The organism is Anaerostipes amylophilus (assembly GCF_025567365.1).
Taxonomy (GTDB): Bacteria; Bacillota; Clostridia; order Lachnospirales; family Lachnospiraceae; genus Anaerostipes; species Anaerostipes amylophilus.
Map to the genome: position 1 here is coordinate 160111 of NZ_JAOQJG010000001.1, position 18489 is coordinate 178599.

The 18489-nt window shown below is 38.8% G+C and carries 22 protein-coding genes; 3 read left to right on the forward strand and 19 right to left on the reverse strand.

The features are described from left to right. The 8 genes from atpA (OCV53_RS00820) to OCV53_RS00855 form a co-directional block, all read right to left on the reverse strand. Complete coding sequence (gene atpA / locus OCV53_RS00820) at positions 1-1509, reverse strand: F0F1 ATP synthase subunit alpha (protein ID WP_055196286.1); 1509 nt, start codon at positions 1507-1509, stop codon at positions 1-3. 21 nt (positions 1510-1530) lie between these two features. Next, positions 1531-2076 (reverse strand): ATP synthase F1 subunit delta, encoded by a 546-nt coding sequence (gene atpH, locus OCV53_RS00825; RefSeq protein WP_055196287.1) that lies wholly within the window; start codon positions 2074-2076, stop codon positions 1531-1533. After that, positions 2061-2582, reverse strand: a complete 522-nt coding sequence (atpF, locus tag OCV53_RS00830) for a F0F1 ATP synthase subunit B (RefSeq protein WP_081019862.1) — start codon at positions 2580-2582, stop codon at positions 2061-2063. The genes atpH (OCV53_RS00825) and atpF (OCV53_RS00830) overlap by 16 nt, the downstream gene beginning before the upstream one ends. Before the next feature lie 27 nt (positions 2583-2609). After that, a complete protein-coding gene (gene atpE, locus OCV53_RS00835; protein ID WP_055196288.1) occupies positions 2610-2873 on the reverse strand; it encodes an ATP synthase F0 subunit C in 264 nt (87 codons plus the stop codon). Positions 2874-2932: 59 nt separating this feature from the next. After that, entirely contained in the window at positions 2933-3664 is a 732-nt protein-coding gene (gene atpB / locus OCV53_RS00840) for a F0F1 ATP synthase subunit A (protein ID WP_055196289.1), read from the reverse strand. Positions 3665-3698: 34 nt separating this feature from the next. After that, complete coding sequence (locus OCV53_RS00845; RefSeq protein ID WP_022374472.1) at positions 3699-4103, reverse strand: ATP synthase subunit I; 405 nt, start codon at positions 4101-4103, stop codon at positions 3699-3701. Next, complete coding sequence (locus OCV53_RS00850; protein WP_022374471.1) at positions 4093-4329, reverse strand: AtpZ/AtpI family protein; 237 nt, start codon at positions 4327-4329, stop codon at positions 4093-4095. The genes OCV53_RS00845 and OCV53_RS00850 overlap by 11 nt, the downstream gene beginning before the upstream one ends. 212 nt (positions 4330-4541) lie before the next feature. Beyond that, complete coding sequence (locus tag OCV53_RS00855; protein WP_055196291.1) at positions 4542-5900, reverse strand: aspartate aminotransferase family protein; 1359 nt, start codon at positions 5898-5900, stop codon at positions 4542-4544. A gap of 294 nt (positions 5901-6194) precedes the next feature. Here OCV53_RS00855 and OCV53_RS00860 point away from each other — a divergent pair, with 294 nt between their 5' ends. Next, entirely contained in the window at positions 6195-7373 is a 1179-nt protein-coding gene (locus tag OCV53_RS00860) for a PucR family transcriptional regulator ligand-binding domain-containing protein (protein WP_055196292.1), read from the forward strand. A 191-nt stretch (positions 7374-7564) separates the two neighbouring features. Here OCV53_RS00860 and OCV53_RS12225 read toward each other — a convergent pair whose 3' ends face one another. Next, entirely contained in the window at positions 7565-7828 is a 264-nt protein-coding gene (locus tag OCV53_RS12225; protein ID WP_442876872.1) for a dehydroquinate synthase/iron-containing alcohol dehydrogenase family protein, read from the reverse strand. Positions 7829-8082: 254 nt separating this feature from the next. Here OCV53_RS12225 and OCV53_RS00870 point away from each other — a divergent pair, with 254 nt between their 5' ends. Next, on the forward strand, positions 8083-8886 hold the full coding sequence (locus OCV53_RS00870) for an MBL fold metallo-hydrolase (RefSeq protein WP_022374467.1): 804 nt from the start codon (positions 8083-8085) through the stop codon (positions 8884-8886). Positions 8887-9078: 192 nt separating this feature from the next. Here the strand turns inward: OCV53_RS00870 and atpC are convergent, their stop codons facing one another. The 10 genes from atpC to OCV53_RS00925 form a co-directional block, all read right to left on the reverse strand. Further along, complete coding sequence (gene atpC / locus OCV53_RS00875; protein ID WP_055196293.1) at positions 9079-9492, reverse strand: ATP synthase F1 subunit epsilon; 414 nt, start codon at positions 9490-9492, stop codon at positions 9079-9081. Beyond that, positions 9493-10881 (reverse strand): F0F1 ATP synthase subunit beta, encoded by a 1389-nt coding sequence (gene atpD / locus OCV53_RS00880; protein WP_055196294.1) that lies wholly within the window; start codon positions 10879-10881, stop codon positions 9493-9495. Between the two features lie 21 nt (positions 10882-10902). Further along, a complete protein-coding gene (gene atpG / locus OCV53_RS00885; protein ID WP_055196295.1) occupies positions 10903-11772 on the reverse strand; it encodes an ATP synthase F1 subunit gamma in 870 nt (289 codons plus the stop codon). Between the two features lie 9 nt (positions 11773-11781). Next, a complete protein-coding gene (gene atpA, locus OCV53_RS00890; protein WP_055196296.1) occupies positions 11782-13281 on the reverse strand; it encodes a F0F1 ATP synthase subunit alpha in 1500 nt (499 codons plus the stop codon). Positions 13282-13288: 7 nt separating this feature from the next. Continuing rightward, the gene (gene atpH / locus OCV53_RS00895; RefSeq protein WP_070097200.1) at positions 13289-13792 is read right to left on the reverse strand and encodes an ATP synthase F1 subunit delta; all 504 of its coding nucleotides are present in this window, start codon (positions 13790-13792) and stop codon (positions 13289-13291) included. Between the two features lie 3 nt (positions 13793-13795). Next, a complete protein-coding gene (gene atpF, locus OCV53_RS00900) occupies positions 13796-14278 on the reverse strand; it encodes a F0F1 ATP synthase subunit B (RefSeq protein WP_055196298.1) in 483 nt (160 codons plus the stop codon). Between the two features lie 18 nt (positions 14279-14296). Next, positions 14297-14515: an ATP synthase F0 subunit C gene (atpE, locus tag OCV53_RS00905; RefSeq protein WP_008393988.1), complete on the reverse strand. Its 219-nt coding sequence runs from the start codon at positions 14513-14515 to the stop codon at positions 14297-14299. 62 nt (positions 14516-14577) lie between these two features. Continuing rightward, positions 14578-15261, reverse strand: a complete 684-nt coding sequence (locus tag OCV53_RS00910; RefSeq protein ID WP_055196299.1) for a F0F1 ATP synthase subunit A — start codon at positions 15259-15261, stop codon at positions 14578-14580. Positions 15262-15683: 422 nt separating this feature from the next. Next, the gene (gene rpiB, locus OCV53_RS12230) at positions 15684-16568 is read right to left on the reverse strand and encodes a ribose 5-phosphate isomerase B (RefSeq protein ID WP_276571700.1); all 885 of its coding nucleotides are present in this window, start codon (positions 16566-16568) and stop codon (positions 15684-15686) included. A 14-nt stretch (positions 16569-16582) separates the two neighbouring features. Further along, entirely contained in the window at positions 16583-17635 is a 1053-nt protein-coding gene (locus OCV53_RS00925; protein ID WP_055196300.1) for an L-threonylcarbamoyladenylate synthase, read from the reverse strand. A gap of 144 nt (positions 17636-17779) precedes the next feature. On the opposite strand from OCV53_RS00925, the gene OCV53_RS00930 reads away from it, so the two are divergent. Next, positions 17780-18463, forward strand: a complete 684-nt coding sequence (locus OCV53_RS00930) for an N-acetylmuramoyl-L-alanine amidase (RefSeq protein WP_055196301.1) — start codon at positions 17780-17782, stop codon at positions 18461-18463. The last annotated feature ends 26 nt before the right edge of the window (positions 18464-18489 follow it).

Genomic DNA, 18489 nt, shown 5'->3' on the forward strand with positions numbered 1-18489 from the left:
TTACTTTCTAAATGATTCTTTTGCTTCATTGATCGCTTTGATCAGTTTCTCTTCGGTCGCATCATCCATGACTTTCGTCTCGGCAATGCTTGTAAAGATCTCTGGATATTTCGTATCGATCAAGTCAAATAATTCTTTCTGGAAATCAAGGATCTGATCTACTGCCAAGTCTAAGAGATATTTCTTGACTGCTGCGTAGATGATCACAACCTGCTTCTCAACCGCTAATGGCTGATACTGTGGCTGTTTTAAAACTTCCCTGATTCTCTCACCCTGATCTAATCGCTCTTTTGTATCATCATCAAGTTCTGATCCAAACTGAGCAAATGCTGCCAGCTCACGATACTGTGCAAGGTCTGTACGGATTGGTCCTGCGATCTTCTTCATCGCTTTGATCTGTGCAGATCCTCCAACTCGTGATACTGAAAGTCCGGCATTGATCGCTGGTCTGAAACCTGCGTTAAACATCTCTGTTTCCAGATAGATCTGTCCATCTGTGATGGAAATAACGTTCGTTGGGATGTATGCAGATACATCACCTGCCTGTGTCTCGATGATCGGAAGGGCTGTTAGAGATCCTCCACCTAATTCATCGGATAATCTGGCTGCACGCTCTAATAATCTGGAATGTAAATAGAAGACATCTCCAGGATAAGCTTCACGTCCAGGTGGTCTACGAAGAAGTAAGGAAAGTGTACGGTATGCAGTTGCATGTTTGCTTAAGTCATCATATACAACTAATACATCTTCTCCTCTCTCCATCCATTCTTCACCGATCGCACATCCTGCATATGGTGCGATATACTGAAGTGGTGCTAATTCACTGGCTGTAGACGCTACAACCGTTGTATAATCCATTGCGCCAAATTCTTCTAAAGTCTTTACAATATTGGCAACTGTGGATGCTTTCTGGCCGATCGCTACATAAATACAGTGAACACCCTGTCCTTTCTGATTAATGATCGTATCGATCGCGATCGCTGTCTTACCGGTCTGTCTGTCACCGATGATCAACTCACGCTGTCCTCTTCCGATCGGTACCATCGCATCGATCGCTTTGATTCCTGTCTGAATCGGAGTATCTACGGATTTTCTTGAGATAACTCCTGACGCAACTCTTTCAATTGGACGATATTTATCTGTCTCGATCGGACCTTTATTGTCAATTGGCTGTCCTAAGGAGTTTACGACACGTCCTGTCAGTTGATCTCCAACCGGCACTTCTACCACGCGGCCCGTTGTCTTGACAATATCGCCTTCGTTAATATTTCTACGGTCACCTAAGAGAACTGCACCTACGTTGTCCTCTTCTAAGTTTAATACCATTCCATAGACTTCTCCCGGAAATTCGAGCAGTTCTCCCTGCATCGCTTTCTCAAGTCCATGGATTCTGGCGATTCCGTCAGCAACCTGTATTACCGTTCCAATATCAGAGGTTTCAAGCTTTGTTGAATATTGTTTGATCTGTTCTTTGATAACTGAACTGATCTCTTCTGGTCTTAAATTCATGGGGCTTATCTTCCTCCTGTTCTATAGTTGTATTTGTGACAGATATCTTCCCATCGAATCAAGCTTTGTACGGATAGAATTATCCACAATCCGATCATCCATACAAAGGATCAATCCACCAATGATATCTTTATCTGTCTCATAAGTCACCTCTAACTTCTTGTATTCTGAAGAATTGATGACTTTCTTTAAGATCTTGTCTTTTTGTTCTTGTGACAGCGGCGTCGCTGACGTTACATGTAAGGCTCCGATTCCTAACTGACGTTTGATATTAGAAATGATGTAAGTAAAAATTCCATCAAATTCTTTAAAACGCCCTTTCTTGATGATGATCATTAAAAATCCTGTCATATCATCAGAAACCCGGCCGTTAAAAACGTTCTTTGCTGCCTCCATCTTCTCTTCCTTTGTGATCTGGGGATGATTTAAGAAGTTTACGAAATCTGTGTTGGAATCTAAGATTTCTTTCACTGCTTTCGCTTCTTCTAAAGCTTCGATAAGAGCGTCCTCATCTGTTTTCACAGAAATATAGGCATCCCCGTAAATTTTATCTACTCTTGAAGCCATGTCTTATCACCCATTTCCTGTAAGGTCTGATCAACTAAAGCATTCTGGTCTGCTTCGTCCATCTGATTCTGGATGAATTTGCCAGCCATTAAAACTGCCATCTTAACCATCTCTTGCTTCATCTGATCTCTTGCACCTATCTTAGCAAGCTCTGCCTCATGATTCGCACTTTCTATGATCCTTGCGGCCTCTTCTTTGGCTCCTGCAACAATCTCTTCCTCTCTCTTCAGTGCTTTCTTTCTGGCCTGTGCCATCAAGGCATCTGCTTCTTTTTCAACATTTTTTAGTTTATGATCGTATTCGGCTTTTAACTTTGCAGCTTCTGCCTGATCGGCTGCTGCCTGATCGATCTCATTTGCAATTCTGTTCTTACGGTCTTCTAAGATCTTACGAACCGGTTCAAACAAAATATAGGAAAGCAGTGCAAACATGATGAACACTGCGATTCCCTGCATAATCACATCAAAGCCAAGCTGAATATCTAATCCAAATATTCTTCCGTCCACGCCTTGGCCTCCCTTCGGCTTGTTTTATTAAAGTTTTGCAAACAGTGGATTTGCATATAATAAGATCAAACCAATAACCAGACCATAAAGACCTGTTGTCTCTGCTACCGCCTGTCCAAGAAGCATGGTAGATGTGATATCACCTTTGGCTCCTGGATTACGTCCTACTGCTGCTGCACCCTGTCCTGCTGCGTATCCCTGTCCAATACCAGGTCCGATACCTGCGATCAGTGCCAGTCCTGCTCCGATTGCAGAACACCCTAATACAAATGCTTCACTTGAAATATTCATAGTTTTTTCCTCCTGAACTACATATTAAAGTTTCCTATCTTGATCGTTGATAGATTGTCTTAAGCTTCCCGCTTATCTGTAATAAATGTCATCGTAAGCATCGCAAATACAAATGTCTGGATCGCTCCGGAGAACAGATCAAAGTACATATGCAAGAATGCCGGAATACCTAGCTGCGCAAGCCATGGCAGCAATCCGTACCACAATGCCATCATGATCGTACCCGCCATAATATTTCCAAACAAACGAAGAGACATAGAAAGCGGTGTCGCAAACTCTCCGATCAGGTTAATTGGAAATAAGATTGGGATTGGTTTGAAAAGATCGGTAAATACATGTAATTTACTCGTCTTAAATGCACTGTACTGGATCAGTACAAATGTGATCAACGCTAATGCAAGCGTCGTTCCATAGTCCGCTGTCGGTGGTCTTAAGCCAAATAATCCCGATGTATTGGAGAAAAAGATAAAGACCATGATCGTTCCAATGTAATTTACAAATGGACGCCAATGTCTTCCCATATTTCCCTTGACCAGATTATCAAGCATCTCTACGACCATCTCCACAAAATTCTGAAGTCCTGATGGCTTCTCATCTCCGTGAAGAACTGCATGTCTTGCGATCAGTGCTAATACAATGATAAATACCATAACGATCAGCGTCGTCACATGCGTTGTCGTGATCCAGACTTTATGCCCGAAAAATTTCAGCGGAATCAGCCCGTGCACCATAAAGTCAACGTCATCACCGGATGATGCTGCCAACATCATGGGGGCATTCATAATTCCCATCGCACAACCTCCTTTTCTGCTTATTATCATCACTTTATTCCTGCAAGATCTTCTTCGTGATATGCTCGTGAACCGGCTTTTGTAAAAATGCTGCAAACTTGCTGCTTAAGAAACCAACAAGTGCTGCGATAAATGCACTCATACTAAGCTTGATCATCACATACAAAACAACCAGTGTCACCACATAACGGATCAATGCACTTACGATCATATGTCTGCTTGCCTGATGTGTATCCATCTGTACAGACTTCTGAATACTTACCATCATCGTCGTGATCATGATCCACGCTGCGATCAGACCAACAACTGCTCCGATCAGATACCTTAGATCACCTCTGGTTATTATCATACCCAAAATTGCAGATAACACTCCGCCTAGAAGAATTCCGATCATCAGATCCAGGTATGTCTCGTCTAGCTGTCTTAATTTATCTCTCATCTTTCTCCTCCATATCTTCCTGTTCTAGTATATTGTGGATCAGAGAATATACTCCTCTGATTCCTCCCATAATACCAAGAATCAGAAAAAGAAGAAACAGATTTGTGGAAAAATGTTTATCAATCCACAGTCCGATCGCCATGCATAAAAAAACAGAAGTCAACATCGTGATCCCAATCTGTGTTACCAGCGACAACATCTTGATCACTGGTCCATACTTATGCATAGACATTTCCTCCTTTTAGCGAAATCTTTATAAAGTTTATTATAACATTTTTCCCAAACACAAGCCACCTTATTTTTTATTCTTTATCTATTTTTACCAAAAGTAACCAGAAAAATAAGATTTTTCGTCATTTTTACCCTGGTTTCTTCTTATTAAAAAGATGTTTAATTTTTTAGATAAATTTTTTCAATTTTCTCTGATTATTTTTGCTTTTATTTCTCTAATAATTCTTTGATCACAGATTCATAAATATCAAATCCAGCTTCTAACTGTTCATCTGTCATAACGAGTGGTGCAAGGAATCGGATAACATTTCCATATGTACCTGCTCCCTCGATCATCAATCCTTTCTGAGCACATCCTTTGATGACTGCTGCAGAAAATTCTGGATATGGTTCTTTTGTTTTCTGATCTTTGACAAACTCAAGACCGATCATTCCTCCAAGTCCACGAACATCTCCGATCACTGGATATTTTTCTTTCCACTCATTGAATCTCTTAGATACCTTTTCACCAATCTCACAAGAACGTCCTGCAATGTCATCTCGTTCCATGATCTCGATCGTCTTTAAGGCTGCTGCACATGCTAATGCGTTGCCACAGAATGTACCACCGATCGTTCCTGGTGCTGAAGCTTCCATGATCTCTTCTCTTGCAACGATCGCTGATAATGGAACACCGGCTGCAATAGATTTGGCTGTTGCTAAGATATCAGGCTGTACCCCTGATTCTTCCCAATAGTTTGTAGCAAACATTCTACCTGTACGGCAGAATCCTGTCTGAACTTCGTCCGCTACTAATAAAATTCCATTTTCATCACAGATCTTTCTGACCGCTTTGACCCATTCAATTGGTGCTGGGATAAATCCACCTTCACCCTGTAATGGTTCTACAACGATCGCTGCGATCGTATCTGCTGGTCCGCACTGTTCAAAGACTGCTTTGATAGAATCTAAATAGTAATCTAGGGCTGCTTCCTGAGGCATTCCTGCTGGATTTCTATAGTAGTATGGGAACTGTGCACGATAAACACCATCCGGGAAAGGTCCCATTCCAACGGCATATGCTTTCTTAGATGTCATGGACATTGTCATTAAAGTTCTTCCATGGAACGCTCCGGAAAATACGATGATATTTGGTCGTTTTGTAAATGCTTTCGCGATCTTGACTGCATTTTCATCTGCTTCAGCACCACTATTTGCGAAGAATACTTTTTTCTTATTACCTTTGACCGGTGCGATCTGTGTTAATTTTTCAGATAATGCAACATAGCCTTCATGAGTCACTACATTGTACATTCCGTGAAAATATTTCTCTGCCTGTACTTTGACTGCTTCTACAACTTCCGGCTGTGAAAAACCGATATTTAAAACTCCAACTCCACCGATCCAGTCTAAAAATTTATTTCCATCAACATCCTGAATCATAGCTCCTTCACCCTTTTCGATCACAACGGGATAAACGCATTTGATCGCGGATGGATTGACTGCTTCTCTTCGGTCGATGATTGCCTGTGCTTTTGGTCCTGGTAATGTTTCAGTGATGATCTCTGGTAAATCTGTTCTTAGCATATTCATATCCTCCTCTATTTTAAAAACTTATCTTCTGATTTGTCTTTGTTTTTGTAGTGATGATTATTTGTACATTCATTTGCAAATAAAAAAAGTACAACAAGGATGCTTTGTTCAACACCTTTGTTGTACCTTTTGATTGTATTTTTACATATTTTTCTGAAGTTTCCTATATTCTTTTATCACAATTTTCCTTTGATTCTTTGTGTTCGTTGCACAAATGGTATCAAATGTGTTAGACTATTTTTACATGACTTCAAATGAATAGGACACAAATAAAGGAGGGCAAATCTTATGCCTCTTACATTAAATGAATTATATACACAAACAAAACATCAATATCACCTTTCCATGATTGCAGGTAAAACTGGGATCGATCATATCATGAACTGGGTTTATGTCTCCGAAGACAGCTCAACTCATGATTTTTTGAAGGGCGGAGAACTTATTATCACAACCGGGATCAACTATCAGGATGAGACTTCTCTTTATGAGTTTATTGAAACAATGATCCAAAGCCATACTTGCGGAATGATCTTAAATACAGGGAAATATATTCTTTCAGATCATATCACAGATTCGATCAAAGAATTGTGCGACAAACACAACTATCCATTGATCAACATGCCTTGGGAAGTTCATATTTATGATATTACAAGAGATTATTATAATCGGATCTTTATGGATACACAGAAAGATACTTCGATCACAGATGCATTTTTGTCTTTTATTGAAAATGATTCTCTGCATCATTATGATGCTTTGCGGATTCTGGAAGATAATCATTTTGAGAAGGACAATTGCTATGAGATTGCTTTAATGAAGTGTAATAAGAAAGTGATTTCTGATGACCTGAAATTGCGTCTGCTTTTTTTGATGGAAAGTTTTGTGAAGTTAAATGATCTGGATATCCATATTGCTTTTTATAAAAATCATTTTTTATTTGTTTTTCATGATATGGATGAAATACAGATTTATGATGAAATGTCTTCTTTGGTTTCTTCGCTTAAAAATTCTTTTAAAAAGCTTCATATTTATGTAGGGATCGGAAGTTCTGTCCACATGCTTCGTGAGATTGGTGCAAGTTATCAACGTTCTCTGGCTGCTCTTGTTTATGCTGTGAATAAAGGTCAGGAAATTGCCCGATTTGAGGAAATGGGATTTTTTAAAATTCTTCATTCTGTAAATGATCGGAATCTTTTGGTTGCTTATCATGATGAGTATTTGAAAGATATTGAGGAGTATGATCAGATTCATGATACGAATTATCTGGAAACTTTGCATCAGTACCTGCTTTGTAACGGGAGTATTCAGCATGTGGCTTCGAATATGTTCTGTCATCGAAATACCATTACTTATCGGATGCGAGTGATCGAGGATCATTGGGAGTTGAAGTTGGATGATACGGTGGAGAAGTTTCATTTGATGGTGGCGTTTTTTATTCGGGATTATCTGGAGGTAAGTAAATTCTGATTTGTAGTTTGAAGGCGGAAATTATTGGTGGAATATTATAAAAAAGGAACCATATACACTGGTGTACAAAAAATATCCTGATCTTTACTTACATCTTTTGTATTTGACATACTTAGTTTAAGCTACATAGATCAAATTTAAAGATTCATGGCACAGTTTCTGATTTAGATACTGTTTCTTGAATAATGCAATTAAAATAAGGTTTTATAAATCCCATAAATCGTATCCCGATCCAATTTCACATAATTATTCGCCATTAATCTTCCCTGTTTCGTCATAACAACTTCTGTGAATTCTTCCAACTCTTCTTCTTTCACACCATACTCATGTAACGCTTTCTTAGGAATCAGATGATTTAACAGCACTTCTATCTCTTCATAAACTTCCTCAGGTTTACATTCAAGAATTCCTGCCAGATATTCATTTAATTCCTTAATGCTTCCATCTGGATCGATCTCCTGATATTTCTTATTTTATTATAGTCTTTCTCAGAAAATATAAAAGAGCAATGAAAATCTTGGTCTTCATTGCCCTTCTTGTGTTATTTTAGCATATTTATTGTTTGATCACCTTGGGTTGTCAGCACAAATAATTTTATAATTTTTGTGATTCTTCTCGTTTTTGTTGCAATAATATTTTATTTTCATTGGTAGAAATCATTTCTTTCTTCGGTTATAATTATATAAGCAAAACAGAAAAGGAGATTTTTATGGAACAGCTAATTGTTTTAGGAACTGGAAATGCACAAGCAATTCATTGTTATAACACTTGCTATGCTATGAAAAAAGGCGAAGAATATTTTCTTGTTGATGCTGGAGGTGGAAATGGTATTTTATCTCAACTTGATAAAGCTTCAATTCCACTTGAAAAGATTCATCATATTTTTGTGACACATGCCCACAATGATCATATCTTAGGAATGGTATGGATGATCCGTATGATCGCTACTTCTATGAACAAAGGTACTTACGATGGAACATTAACTATCTATTGTCATGAAGAACTGGTTGATACGATCAAAACGCTTACAAAACTTACGGTTGGGAAGAAATTTTACAAACACTTTGATGAGCGTATTCTATTCCATGTTGTTGCACATAGCGATACTGTCACGATTCTTGAAGATTCTTTTACCTTCTTTGATATTGGTTCTACAAAGGAAAAACAGTTTGGTTTTACTTGCCTTATGGACCATGGAACAAAAGTATCTTTTCCTGGAGATGAGCCATATCGTGAATCATTATACGAGTTTGTAAAAGGATCTGACTGGTTACTTCATGAAGCATTTTGTGTATATGATGAAAGGGATATTTTTAAACCTTATGAAAAACATCACAGTACTGTCAAAGATGCCTGTGAATTAGCGCAAACGCTTCATATCCCGAATCTTGTTTTGTGGCATACAGAAGATAAAGATATGAAACACCGTCAGGGAAAATATCTGGCAGAGGGTAAACAATATTATGATGGGAAGCTTTATATTCCTGAGGATTTCGATGTTTTAAAATTTTAATTTTCATGAATCAATTCATCTCCATTGTATGGCTGATCTTAGAACTTAAGATTGCAAAGAATAATGTTGTGGCATTGTGTATGATTTTGTTTTCATTATAACATAACATTAAAAAAAGTCAGTCATTTGGACTCGATTTTTACAAACTTTGTCCAAATGACTGACTTGAGTTTTATTAGCTATATTTGTAGATTATTTCTTTACATACTTTGATGTAACTTTCAGTCGTGCCATCGCACGAGACAATGCAGCCTGCGTATGATAATACTGCAAACGACTCTGTTTCTGTTTCATTCGTTCTTCGGCTCTTGTTTTGGCTTCTCTTGCACGGATGATGTCGATATCTTCTGGACGTTCCACGGTATCAACCACGATAACCACGAAATCTCTGGTAACATCTGCGAATCCTTCTCCGACAACACAGACTCTCCATTCTCCATCAACTTTAAAACGAAGTTCTCCTGCGACTACAGCTGTTACTGTGTCTTCATGGTTTGCTAATACTCCGTAAAGTCCATCGACTGCTGGGAAAATGACATGTTCACAGGCTCCACTGTAGAACTTTTTGTCACTGGCAATGATCTCAAAATAAAAGGTTTCTGCCATTTACATCACCTCTTTTGCCTTTTCCTTTACATCATCAATTGTTCCGACCATTAAGAAGGCCTGTTCTGGATATTCATCCATTTCTCCATCAAGGATTGCCTTAAATCCTCGGATCGTTTCTTTGACAGGAACGTATTTACCAGGAATTCCTGTAAATGTTTCTGCTACACTAAATGGCTGTGATAAGAATTTCTGAATCTTTCTTGCACGATATACTGTAATCTTGTCTTCTTCGTCTAATTCTTCCATACCAAGGATTGCAATGATATCCTGTAATTCTTTGTATCTCTGAAGTGCTTCTTCTACACGTCTTGCTACTTCGTAATGTTCTTCTCCAACAACATCTGGCTCTAGAATACGTGAGCTTGATTCCAGTGGATCTACAGCTGGATAGATACCCTGTTCAGAAATTGATCTTGATAATACAGTTGTTGCATCCAGATGGGCAAATGTTGTTGCTGGTGCTGGGTCTGTTAAGTCATCGGCTGGCACATAAACTGCCTGTACGGATGTAATAGATCCGTTCTTTGTGGATGTGATACGTTCCTGTAAAGCACCGACTTCATTTGCCAGTGTTGGCTGATAACCTACAGCAGATGGCATACGTCCTAACAGAGCAGATACCTCTGATCCTGCCTGTACATAACGGAAAATGTTATCGATGAATAATAACACGTTCTGTTTTTCCTGATCACGGAAATATTCTGCCATGGTAAGTCCTGTCTGGGCAACTCTCATACGAGATCCAGGTGGCTCGTTCATCTGTCCAAACACTAAGGCTGTATTTTTGATAACTCCAGATTCTGTCATTTCATTCCAGAGGTCATTTCCTTCTCTTGAACGTTCTCCTACACCTGTGAAGATGGAGTATCCTCCATGTTCTGTTGCAATATTATGAATCAGTTCCTGAATTAAGACTGTCTTACCGACTCCGGCACCTCCGAACAGACCGATCTTACCACCTTTCGCATATGGTGCTAAAAGGTCGATGACTTTGATACCTGTTTCAAACATTTCTACAACAGGACTCTGGTCTTCAAATTTTGGTGGTTCACGATGGATCGCCCATTTTTCTTCTGTCTCAACAGGCTCTCCTTTATCGATAGCTTCTCCAAGTACGTTAAACATACGTCCTAATGTCTGTTTTCCGACTGGAACTTTGATTGGTCCACCAGTTGCTGTGACTTCCATTCCTTTGTGAAGTCCTTCACTGGCTGCTAATAAGATACAGCGTACAGTACGATTACCCATATGCTGTTCTACTTCCATAACAACTTCTTTTCCTTTATTAACAACGGTCAAGGCGTCATGAATCAAAGGGAGCTGTTCAGTTTCAAATTCTACGTCGATTACTGGACCAAGAATCTGTACGATTTTTCCTTTTTCCATTTTATTTCCCTTCCTTCACTGTTACTCTTTCTTTAATGATTTAGCTCCGGCACACACCTCAGTGATCTCCTGAGTGATCGATGCCTGACGAGCACGGTTATACATAAGTCCCAGTGATCTTATCATTTCTCTCGCACTCTTGCTTGCACCTTCCATCGCCATCATTCTGGCGTTTAATTCACTGGAAAATGATTCTACCATCGCACCATAGACAAGTCCTTTGATATAGTTTGGTGCCAGGCGGTCAAGTACCGCCTTTACAGATGGCTGAAATTCTGTCATATGTGATCTCTTTCCTTTGCCTGCAAACTCATACTGATCTGGGTTTAACGGTAACACACGGATCATCGTTGGTTCTGAGGTAATGGATGTGATCATCTTTGTGTAAATAATATAGACTTCATCAAGTTCTCCTGATACATATTCCTCGATCAGTTTCTCGGCAATTCTTCTTGCTCTATAAATCGTAGGATCCTGTGTTGTATAGAAGAAATCTTCGTCCATCTGGGCTGCATTTCTTCGTCCGAAATAGTTACGTCCCATATATCCAATCACGAACAGTTTATCATCTTCATTAATATTCTCTTCTGCCATTTTTGTAATGTTATGATTATAGGCCCCGGCAAGTCCACGGTCTGCAGTCATCACAAGATATCCTTTTTTTGGATGTTCTTTCTTTCTTTTGTTTAAGAAAATGTGCTGAAGATCTGGCGTATGTGCCATGATATCAAGCAGAGATGCCTGAAGCATTTCAAAGTATGGAGTTGTGGCATCTAACTGCTTTCTTGCTTTCTTTAATTTGGAAGATGAGATCAGATACATCGCATTTGTGATCTTTAATGTATCTTCGATACTGTTCATCCTTGTTTTAATTTCTCTGATATTTGCCATAGTGATCACCTACTTTAAATAGGCTTCTATCGCCTCTTGGATCTCTTTTGCAATGTCATCTGTTAAGACTTTGCCTTCGTCGATCTTCTTCACTGTCTCTGGATATTTCTGTTCAAAGAATGCTGTCATTTCTTCTGTCTCTGCCTTTAATTCTTTGACTGGAACATCATTTAACATCTTATGACCTGCTGCAAACAGAAGTAAAATCTGTTTATGTAATGCCATTGGATGGTACAATGGCTGTTTTAACAGTTCGATCAGATGAGATCCATAATTTAATGTTGCTTTTGTTCCATCGTCAAGGTCTGAACTAAACTGTGTAAATACCTCAAGTTCTCGATACTGAGCTAAGTCAATACGAAGGTTTCCGGCTACTTTCTTCATGATCTTTGTCTGTGCTGCTCCACCTACACGAGATACAGAAAGTCCAACATTGACCGCTGGTCTTACACCGGAGAAGAATAACTCACTTTCAAGGAAGATCTGTCCGTCTGTGATAGAGATTACGTTTGTAGGAATGTACGCGGATACGTCTCCTGCCTGTGTCTCGATGATCGGTAATGCTGTGATAGATCCACCACCAAGTTCATCGCTTAATCGGCAAGAACGTTCTAGTAATCTTGAATGTAAGTAGAATACATCTCCAGGGTAAGCTTCACGTCCAGGTGGACGATCCAGCAGTAAGGAAATTGCACGATAAGCAACGGCGTGCTTAGACAGATCATCATATACGATCAAAACGTCTTTTCCCTGATGCATAAAGTGCTCTGCGATTGCTGTTCCTGCATATGGTGCAATGTACTGTAAAGATGCAAGGTCACTTGCAGATGCGGATACTACAATAGAGTAATCCATAGCACCATGTTTACTTAATGTTGTTACGATCTGTGATACTGTTGATGCTTTCTGTCCGATCGCTACATAAATACAGATAACATCCTGTCCTTTTTGATTTAAGATCGTATCAACTGCGATCGATGTTTTACCTGTCTGACGGTCACCGATGATCAGCTCACGCTGTCCACGTCCGATCGGGAACATAGAGTCGATCGCTAAGATACCTGTCTGTAATGGCTGGTCAACAGATTTTCTGTCGATAACTCCTGCTGCCTCATGTTCGATTGGTCTTCTCTCGTCAGTTTTAATTTCACCTTTTCCATCGATTGGTTCTCCGATCGCATTAACGACACGTCCGATCATAGCATCTCCAACCGGGATATCTGCCTGTACTCCGGTTCTTGCTACTTTAGATCCTTCCATTAATCCATGATCGGAACCAAGTAAAACACAACCGATACAGTTTCTTTCAACATTCAATACAAGTCCATGGACACCTGTTTCAAATACAACAAGCTCTCCATACATTGCCTGGTCCATTCCATAGACTGTTGCAATACCATCTGCGATCTGAATGATTCTTCCTTCTTCTTTGACCTCAGTTTTCTGGTCATAATTTTCAATTTGATCTTTTAATACAGAAACGACTGTTTCTGGATTGATACTGCTCACCTGATTCTCACCTCCATGTAAGTTTCTGCTGTAATTTTCTCATTTTACCACTCAGGCTGTTATCATAAACATGGTCTCCAACTTTCAGCATGAAACCACCGATTAAATCTTTGTCTTCTTTTAAAGTAAGATCTACTTCATCTGCCTGATACTGTTTCATAAGATACTGTTTGATTCTCTCTAACTGTTCGTCTTTTGGCATTGTCACATAGTCAAACTCTGCCTTGATGATCTTGTCTGTCTTACGTTTTAATTCATCGTAATACTCAACTGCCTCGTCAAAACAATCAATATCATCATTGTCACATACTATTTTCAAGGAACTCCTAAGATCATCGGAAAATAACTTATCAACCACATTTTCTTTTTCTTTTTTTGTGATCATTGGATTTTCCAGTGCCCTTAAAAGTTCCTTATTTTCATGAAGCATGTCCTGTGCTTTTTGTAAGCTTTCCTTTTTCATTCCAAGTTCAAACAATACCTGTCCATACGTCATGGAAATTCTCTTCATATGCTAGACACCTGCCTCTTTCAGGAAATCATCTAAAAGCTTTTCATTGCCTTTGTCATCTGCTTCTTTTTCCACAACTTTGGAAGCTGCCATAAGTGCGATCCCTGCGATTTCTGTCTGAAGACCTGCGATCGTCTTTTGTTTCTCAGCTTCAATATCTTTACGGGCATTTTCTTTCATAAGAGCAATCTCTTCTTTTGTCTGATCCATCTTATTCTGGTATTCATTCTTGGCTCTTGCTCTTGCGTCGGAAACGATCTGTCCTGCCTCATCCTTTGCCTGTGCAAGGTTTTTCTCATATTCCTGCTTGATCTCTTCTGCTTCAGCTTTCGTCTGTGCTGCATCATCTAAGTCACTTGAGATCATTTTTTTTCTTTTCTCCATGACCTCACTGACTGGACCAAATAAGAATTTTCTAAGCAAGAGATAAAATACGACAATGTTGACGATCGGCCAGATAATGCCCCAATCTAATTTCAGAAACATATCTTCCGCCTCCTACTTCTATTTCATTACAATTAACAGAATCGCAACAACTAATCCATAAATTGATGTAGCTTCGGCTAATGCACAACCAAGTAATAATGTCTTATTGATATTTCCAGCTTCTTCTGGCTGTCTTGCGATTGCTCCAAGTGCTCCGTTTGTTGCAACACCGATACCAATACCTGCTCCTAAACCTGTTAATACTGCAATTCCTGCTCCAATAGCTGCTAATCCCATGATTCTAATCTCCTTTTAAATAAAAATTAAATTTGTAATTTGTGTATCTGTCCAGATACCTTTTACTCAATTGATTCACTGATAAACAGTGATGTTAATAATACAAATACATATGCCTGTAATAATCCATCGAAAAAGTCAAAGTAACAACTAAATGGCAATGGCACGATCGCTGGTGCGATATGTGTGATCAGTTCCATTAAAACGAATGCTCCTAAGACATTTCCGAAAAGTCGCATACACAGTGATAACGGTCTTGTAAATAATTCAAGGATGTTAATGGCCGCCATCATTGGCATAGGTTCCACATAACTGTGGATATATCCTTTCAATCCTTTCTCGTGGATTCCAGAATATATGATCAAAAACAAACTGATGATCGCTAATCCTGCGGTAACGTTCAGATCTTTCGTTGGCGGCTTCGCTCTGAAAAATCCCGAAATATTTGCACACGCAAGATAAATCAGAATTGTTCCAAGAAACGGTATGTAACGTTTCCCTTTTTTGCCGACCAGACCACCGATGAAGTTATAGATGAAACCGACTAAGGCTTCCACATAAACTTGCGGTCCTTCTGGTATGACTTTCAGGTTCCGTACGAATATGATGCAGAGCAACACTACGATCGCCATGATCACCCACGTCGTTACGGCTGACTGTGGTACTGGAATACCTCCGCCGATGGGGATCGTAAAGCTTGTCTTAAGTGAGAGCTCTTCCATCAGATAATCTCCCAATGAACCCATTTTCTCCTCACCTTCTTTAATTTTATTCTTTTGAAGAAATCCAAGGGGTAATTTCTTCAAAAGTAAAAGAGTGCCTACACAATACATCGTAAACACCCTTGTTCTGCATGCTATTTTATGCCTCTAATTTTTATTTGTCAATTCTTTTTGCGTTAAGATTGTGTTTGTTTTTTGTTTAATACTTACAAATAAGTACGTTAAATTTTAGTAAAAAACACCAAAACACAAGGATTTGCGGTATTTATAAATGACAGTTAGTCATTTTTAGTTGTGTTAAGATATGATAAATTTTTCCTGTTATTTTTGCTTACTCTTAATTAAAATTGTATGCAAAAAAAGACATTCAGGTAACAAATTTTATCATTTGCTTTCCTGAATGTCTTCTATATTTATATATCGTCTATATGATCTTTGTATGACTCTTAGTCTTCAATCTGGTTGATTCGACGAATATGTCTTTCATCATTTGAGAATTCTGTCTCAAGGAATGTATCAACAATATCAAGTGCTAATCCTTCTCCAACAACACGTGCTCCCATTGCAAGGATATTTGCATCATTGTGTTCTCTTGTTGCATGAGCGCTGAATGTGTCACTGCAAAGTGCTGCACGGATTCCTTTGATCTTATTTGCTGTGATAGAAATTCCGATTCCTGTTCCACAAATTAAAATTCCTTTTTCTACTTTTCCGTCTTTAACTGCATTTGCAACTGCTTTTGCATACACAGGATAATCACAAGATTCTTCAGAATAGCATCCATAATCCTTTACTGCATATCCTTTGTCTTCCAGATGCTTGATGACTGCCTGTTTTAATGCATATCCACCGTGATCACTACCAATACCTATCATTTCGTTTCCTCCTAATCTTTCTTCCCATATTTTCTTAACTAAACGAGCAATCTGTTCAAAACAGCGCTCGTAGTCGTCATCTTCCATACCATATGGATCAATGATCGCACCTTCCACACTGGCATATTCATTCAATGTCGCAATCTCTTTATAACCATGATATTCTTCTAAGATCTTCTCTTTCTGTTCTTCCGTCATGGTTAAGATCAGATCGCTTTGTTCTACTTCTTCCTGTGTAAGCTGTGCCGATTGAAAATCAAGACTTTCAATTCCACACTTCTGTATTACCATGTCCGCTGCCTTAACATGGACCGGTTCTGGAAATAATACGACTAAGCCTCTTGAGATTACTTCAATATTCTTCTGGTGTGCATCCAGAAGAAGCTGTCGAAGAAGCGACTCAGCAATGAAACTTCGGCACGTATTATTCGTACTTACCATTATTATTTTCTTCAAAATATTCTCCTTCTTTAAATACGGAGGATTTCATGTCCTGCTGCTTTCACCATACGATTCATGATCGCTTCACTTAAAGGTTCTCCCTCAAAACCTTCGGAATAGATCATATCTACATCCTTATGGTCAAATTCTCTTAATACATCATATAAATGTGCTGTCACTGTCTCAAGATGTGCTCTCTGTCCTACAGAAACAACTTCATCTGCCTCATAGAGATCTTTTGTCTCATCCGATGCAATGATTCCTATCTTTTTTCCCTTTTCCTTTTGTTCTCTGGCTAGTTTGTTGATATAATTTACAACCTTCTCCTGGTCCTCACCTAGTACAAGCACCATTTCTGCCTTTGGCGCATAATGTTTGTACTTCATTCCTGGAGCTCTTGGCACTCCGTGGTCACTTGCTTTTAGGGATGTATTCATCAGTACTTCACATCCAAGAAAATCTTCCATGGTCTCCTTCGTGATCCATCCTGGTCTTAAAATTACTGGCACTGTATCTGTAAAATCAATGATCGTTGATTCTACTCCTACTAAAACAGCTCCCCCATCTAAGATCATCGGAATCTTTCCATGAAGATCTTCCATCACATGTTCTGCTTTTGTCGGACTTGGACGACCAGATGTATTCGCACTTGGTGCTGCAATTGGCACTCCTGATTTCTTGATCAGTTCAAGAGCTATGGGATGATCCGGCATACGGATCGCTACGGTATCAAGTCCACCTGTGACACAATCTGGTACCTGGTCTGCTTTCGGTAAAATTACCGTCATAGGTCCCGGCCAGAAATGTTCCATCGCACGTCTTGCATTATCTGGAATCTCCTTAACCAGAGATTCTACCATCTGCATATCACATACATGAAGGATCAATGGATTATCGGAAGGTCTTCCTTTTGCTGCATAAATCTTTCTTGCCGCATCAGGAAACAATCCATTACCTCCAAGGCCATAGACAGTCTCTGTTGGAAATGCTACAAGTTCGCCTTCTTTAATCAGTCTTCCGGCTTCTTCCATGTCCTTTTTGCAATCTTCCATATTATTAATTTTTACAAGTTTTGTTTCCATTTTTTTATCTCCTGACTTTGATTCAATGTTATGGATGAAACATAGCCATTTGGATTTATTATATCATTAAATGGTAAAAAAAGAAAGGGCTGTATTATATGGCTCACTATCAGAATATAATAAGAAGAAAAGGAATGATTTCTCATGAGCAAAGAACATCGTTTTGTTTTTTGGGGTGTTTTGCTGATCGTTGTTTTATTATCTGTTTCTTCTATTACATTTCCTATTTTTGTTGCTCAAACTATCAAAAATCAAAATATCATATGCATTGATGCAGGTCATGGTGGTTCGGATCCTGGGAAAGTCGGAAATCCCAATATTTTAGAAAAGGACATCAATCTTTCCATTTCACTTAAACTGCAAAAACTTCTGGAAAAGAAAAATTTTAAAGTATATATGACTAGAAATGGGGATTATAATCTTTCAGATTCAAAAGAAAATCAAAAAAGAAGTGATCTTGCAAATCGAAAACGAATTATTTTTGAAAATGATCCTTTGGCTGTGATCAGTATTCATCAGAATAGTTATCCAAGCAGTGATGTCCATGGGGCACAGGTTTTCTATCCGCAAGGGTCTGAGAAATCAAAACAGTTAGCAGATTCCATCCAGTCAGCTTTGATCAAGGGACTTGATCCTACCAATCACCGGGAAGTAAAAGCAAATGACCAGTATTATCTGTTTCAGGATAATCCTTATCCGATCGTTATTGTAGAATGTGGCTTTTTATCAAATCCAGAGGAATTAAAAGCACTTCAAAATAATAAATATCAACAAAAGGCTGTGAAATGTATCGTTGATGGAATTATAACTTATATAAATAACAAATAAATATATTTTTATAATTAGTAATCATA

Excerpts from the sequence above, each read along its gene's own strand:
- atpA (WP_055196286.1), bottom strand. The coding sequence starts at position 1,509 with ATGAATTTAAGACCAGAAGAGATCAGTTCAGTTATCAAAGAACAGATC.
- atpH (WP_055196287.1), bottom strand. The coding sequence starts at position 2,076 with ATGGCTTCAAGAGTAGATAAAATTTACGGGGATGCCTATATTTCTGTG.
- atpE (WP_055196288.1), bottom strand. The coding sequence starts at position 2,873 with ATGAATATTTCAAGTGAAGCATTTGTATTAGGGTGTTCTGCAATCGGA.
- atpB (WP_055196289.1), bottom strand. The coding sequence starts at position 3,664 with ATGGGAATTATGAATGCCCCCATGATGTTGGCAGCATCATCCGGTGAT.
- OCV53_RS00845 (WP_022374472.1), bottom strand. The coding sequence starts at position 4,103 with ATGAGAGATAAATTAAGACAGCTAGACGAGACATACCTGGATCTGATG.
- OCV53_RS00850 (WP_022374471.1), bottom strand. The coding sequence starts at position 4,329 with ATGCATAAGTATGGACCAGTGATCAAGATGTTGTCGCTGGTAACACAG.
- OCV53_RS00855 (WP_055196291.1), bottom strand. The coding sequence starts at position 5,900 with ATGCTAAGAACAGATTTACCAGAGATCATCACTGAAACATTACCAGGA.
- OCV53_RS00860 (WP_055196292.1), top strand. The coding sequence starts at position 6,195 with ATGCCTCTTACATTAAATGAATTATATACACAAACAAAACATCAATAT.
- OCV53_RS00870 (WP_022374467.1), top strand. The coding sequence starts at position 8,083 with ATGGAACAGCTAATTGTTTTAGGAACTGGAAATGCACAAGCAATTCAT.
- atpC (WP_055196293.1), bottom strand. The coding sequence starts at position 9,492 with ATGGCAGAAACCTTTTATTTTGAGATCATTGCCAGTGACAAAAAGTTC.
- atpD (WP_055196294.1), bottom strand. The coding sequence starts at position 10,881 with ATGGAAAAAGGAAAAATCGTACAGATTCTTGGTCCAGTAATCGACGTA.
- atpG (WP_055196295.1), bottom strand. The coding sequence starts at position 11,772 with ATGGCAAATATCAGAGAAATTAAAACAAGGATGAACAGTATCGAAGAT.
- atpH (WP_070097200.1), bottom strand. The coding sequence starts at position 13,792 with ATGAAGAGAATTTCCATGACGTATGGACAGGTATTGTTTGAACTTGGA.
- atpF (WP_055196298.1), bottom strand. The coding sequence starts at position 14,278 with ATGTTTCTGAAATTAGATTGGGGCATTATCTGGCCGATCGTCAACATT.
- atpE (WP_008393988.1), bottom strand. The coding sequence starts at position 14,515 with ATGGGATTAGCAGCTATTGGAGCAGGAATTGCAGTATTAACAGGTTTA.
- OCV53_RS00910 (WP_055196299.1), bottom strand. The coding sequence starts at position 15,261 with ATGGGTTCATTGGGAGATTATCTGATGGAAGAGCTCTCACTTAAGACA.
- OCV53_RS00925 (WP_055196300.1), bottom strand. The coding sequence starts at position 17,635 with ATGGAAACAAAACTTGTAAAAATTAATAATATGGAAGATTGCAAAAAG.
- OCV53_RS00930 (WP_055196301.1), top strand. The coding sequence starts at position 17,780 with ATGAGCAAAGAACATCGTTTTGTTTTTTGGGGTGTTTTGCTGATCGTT.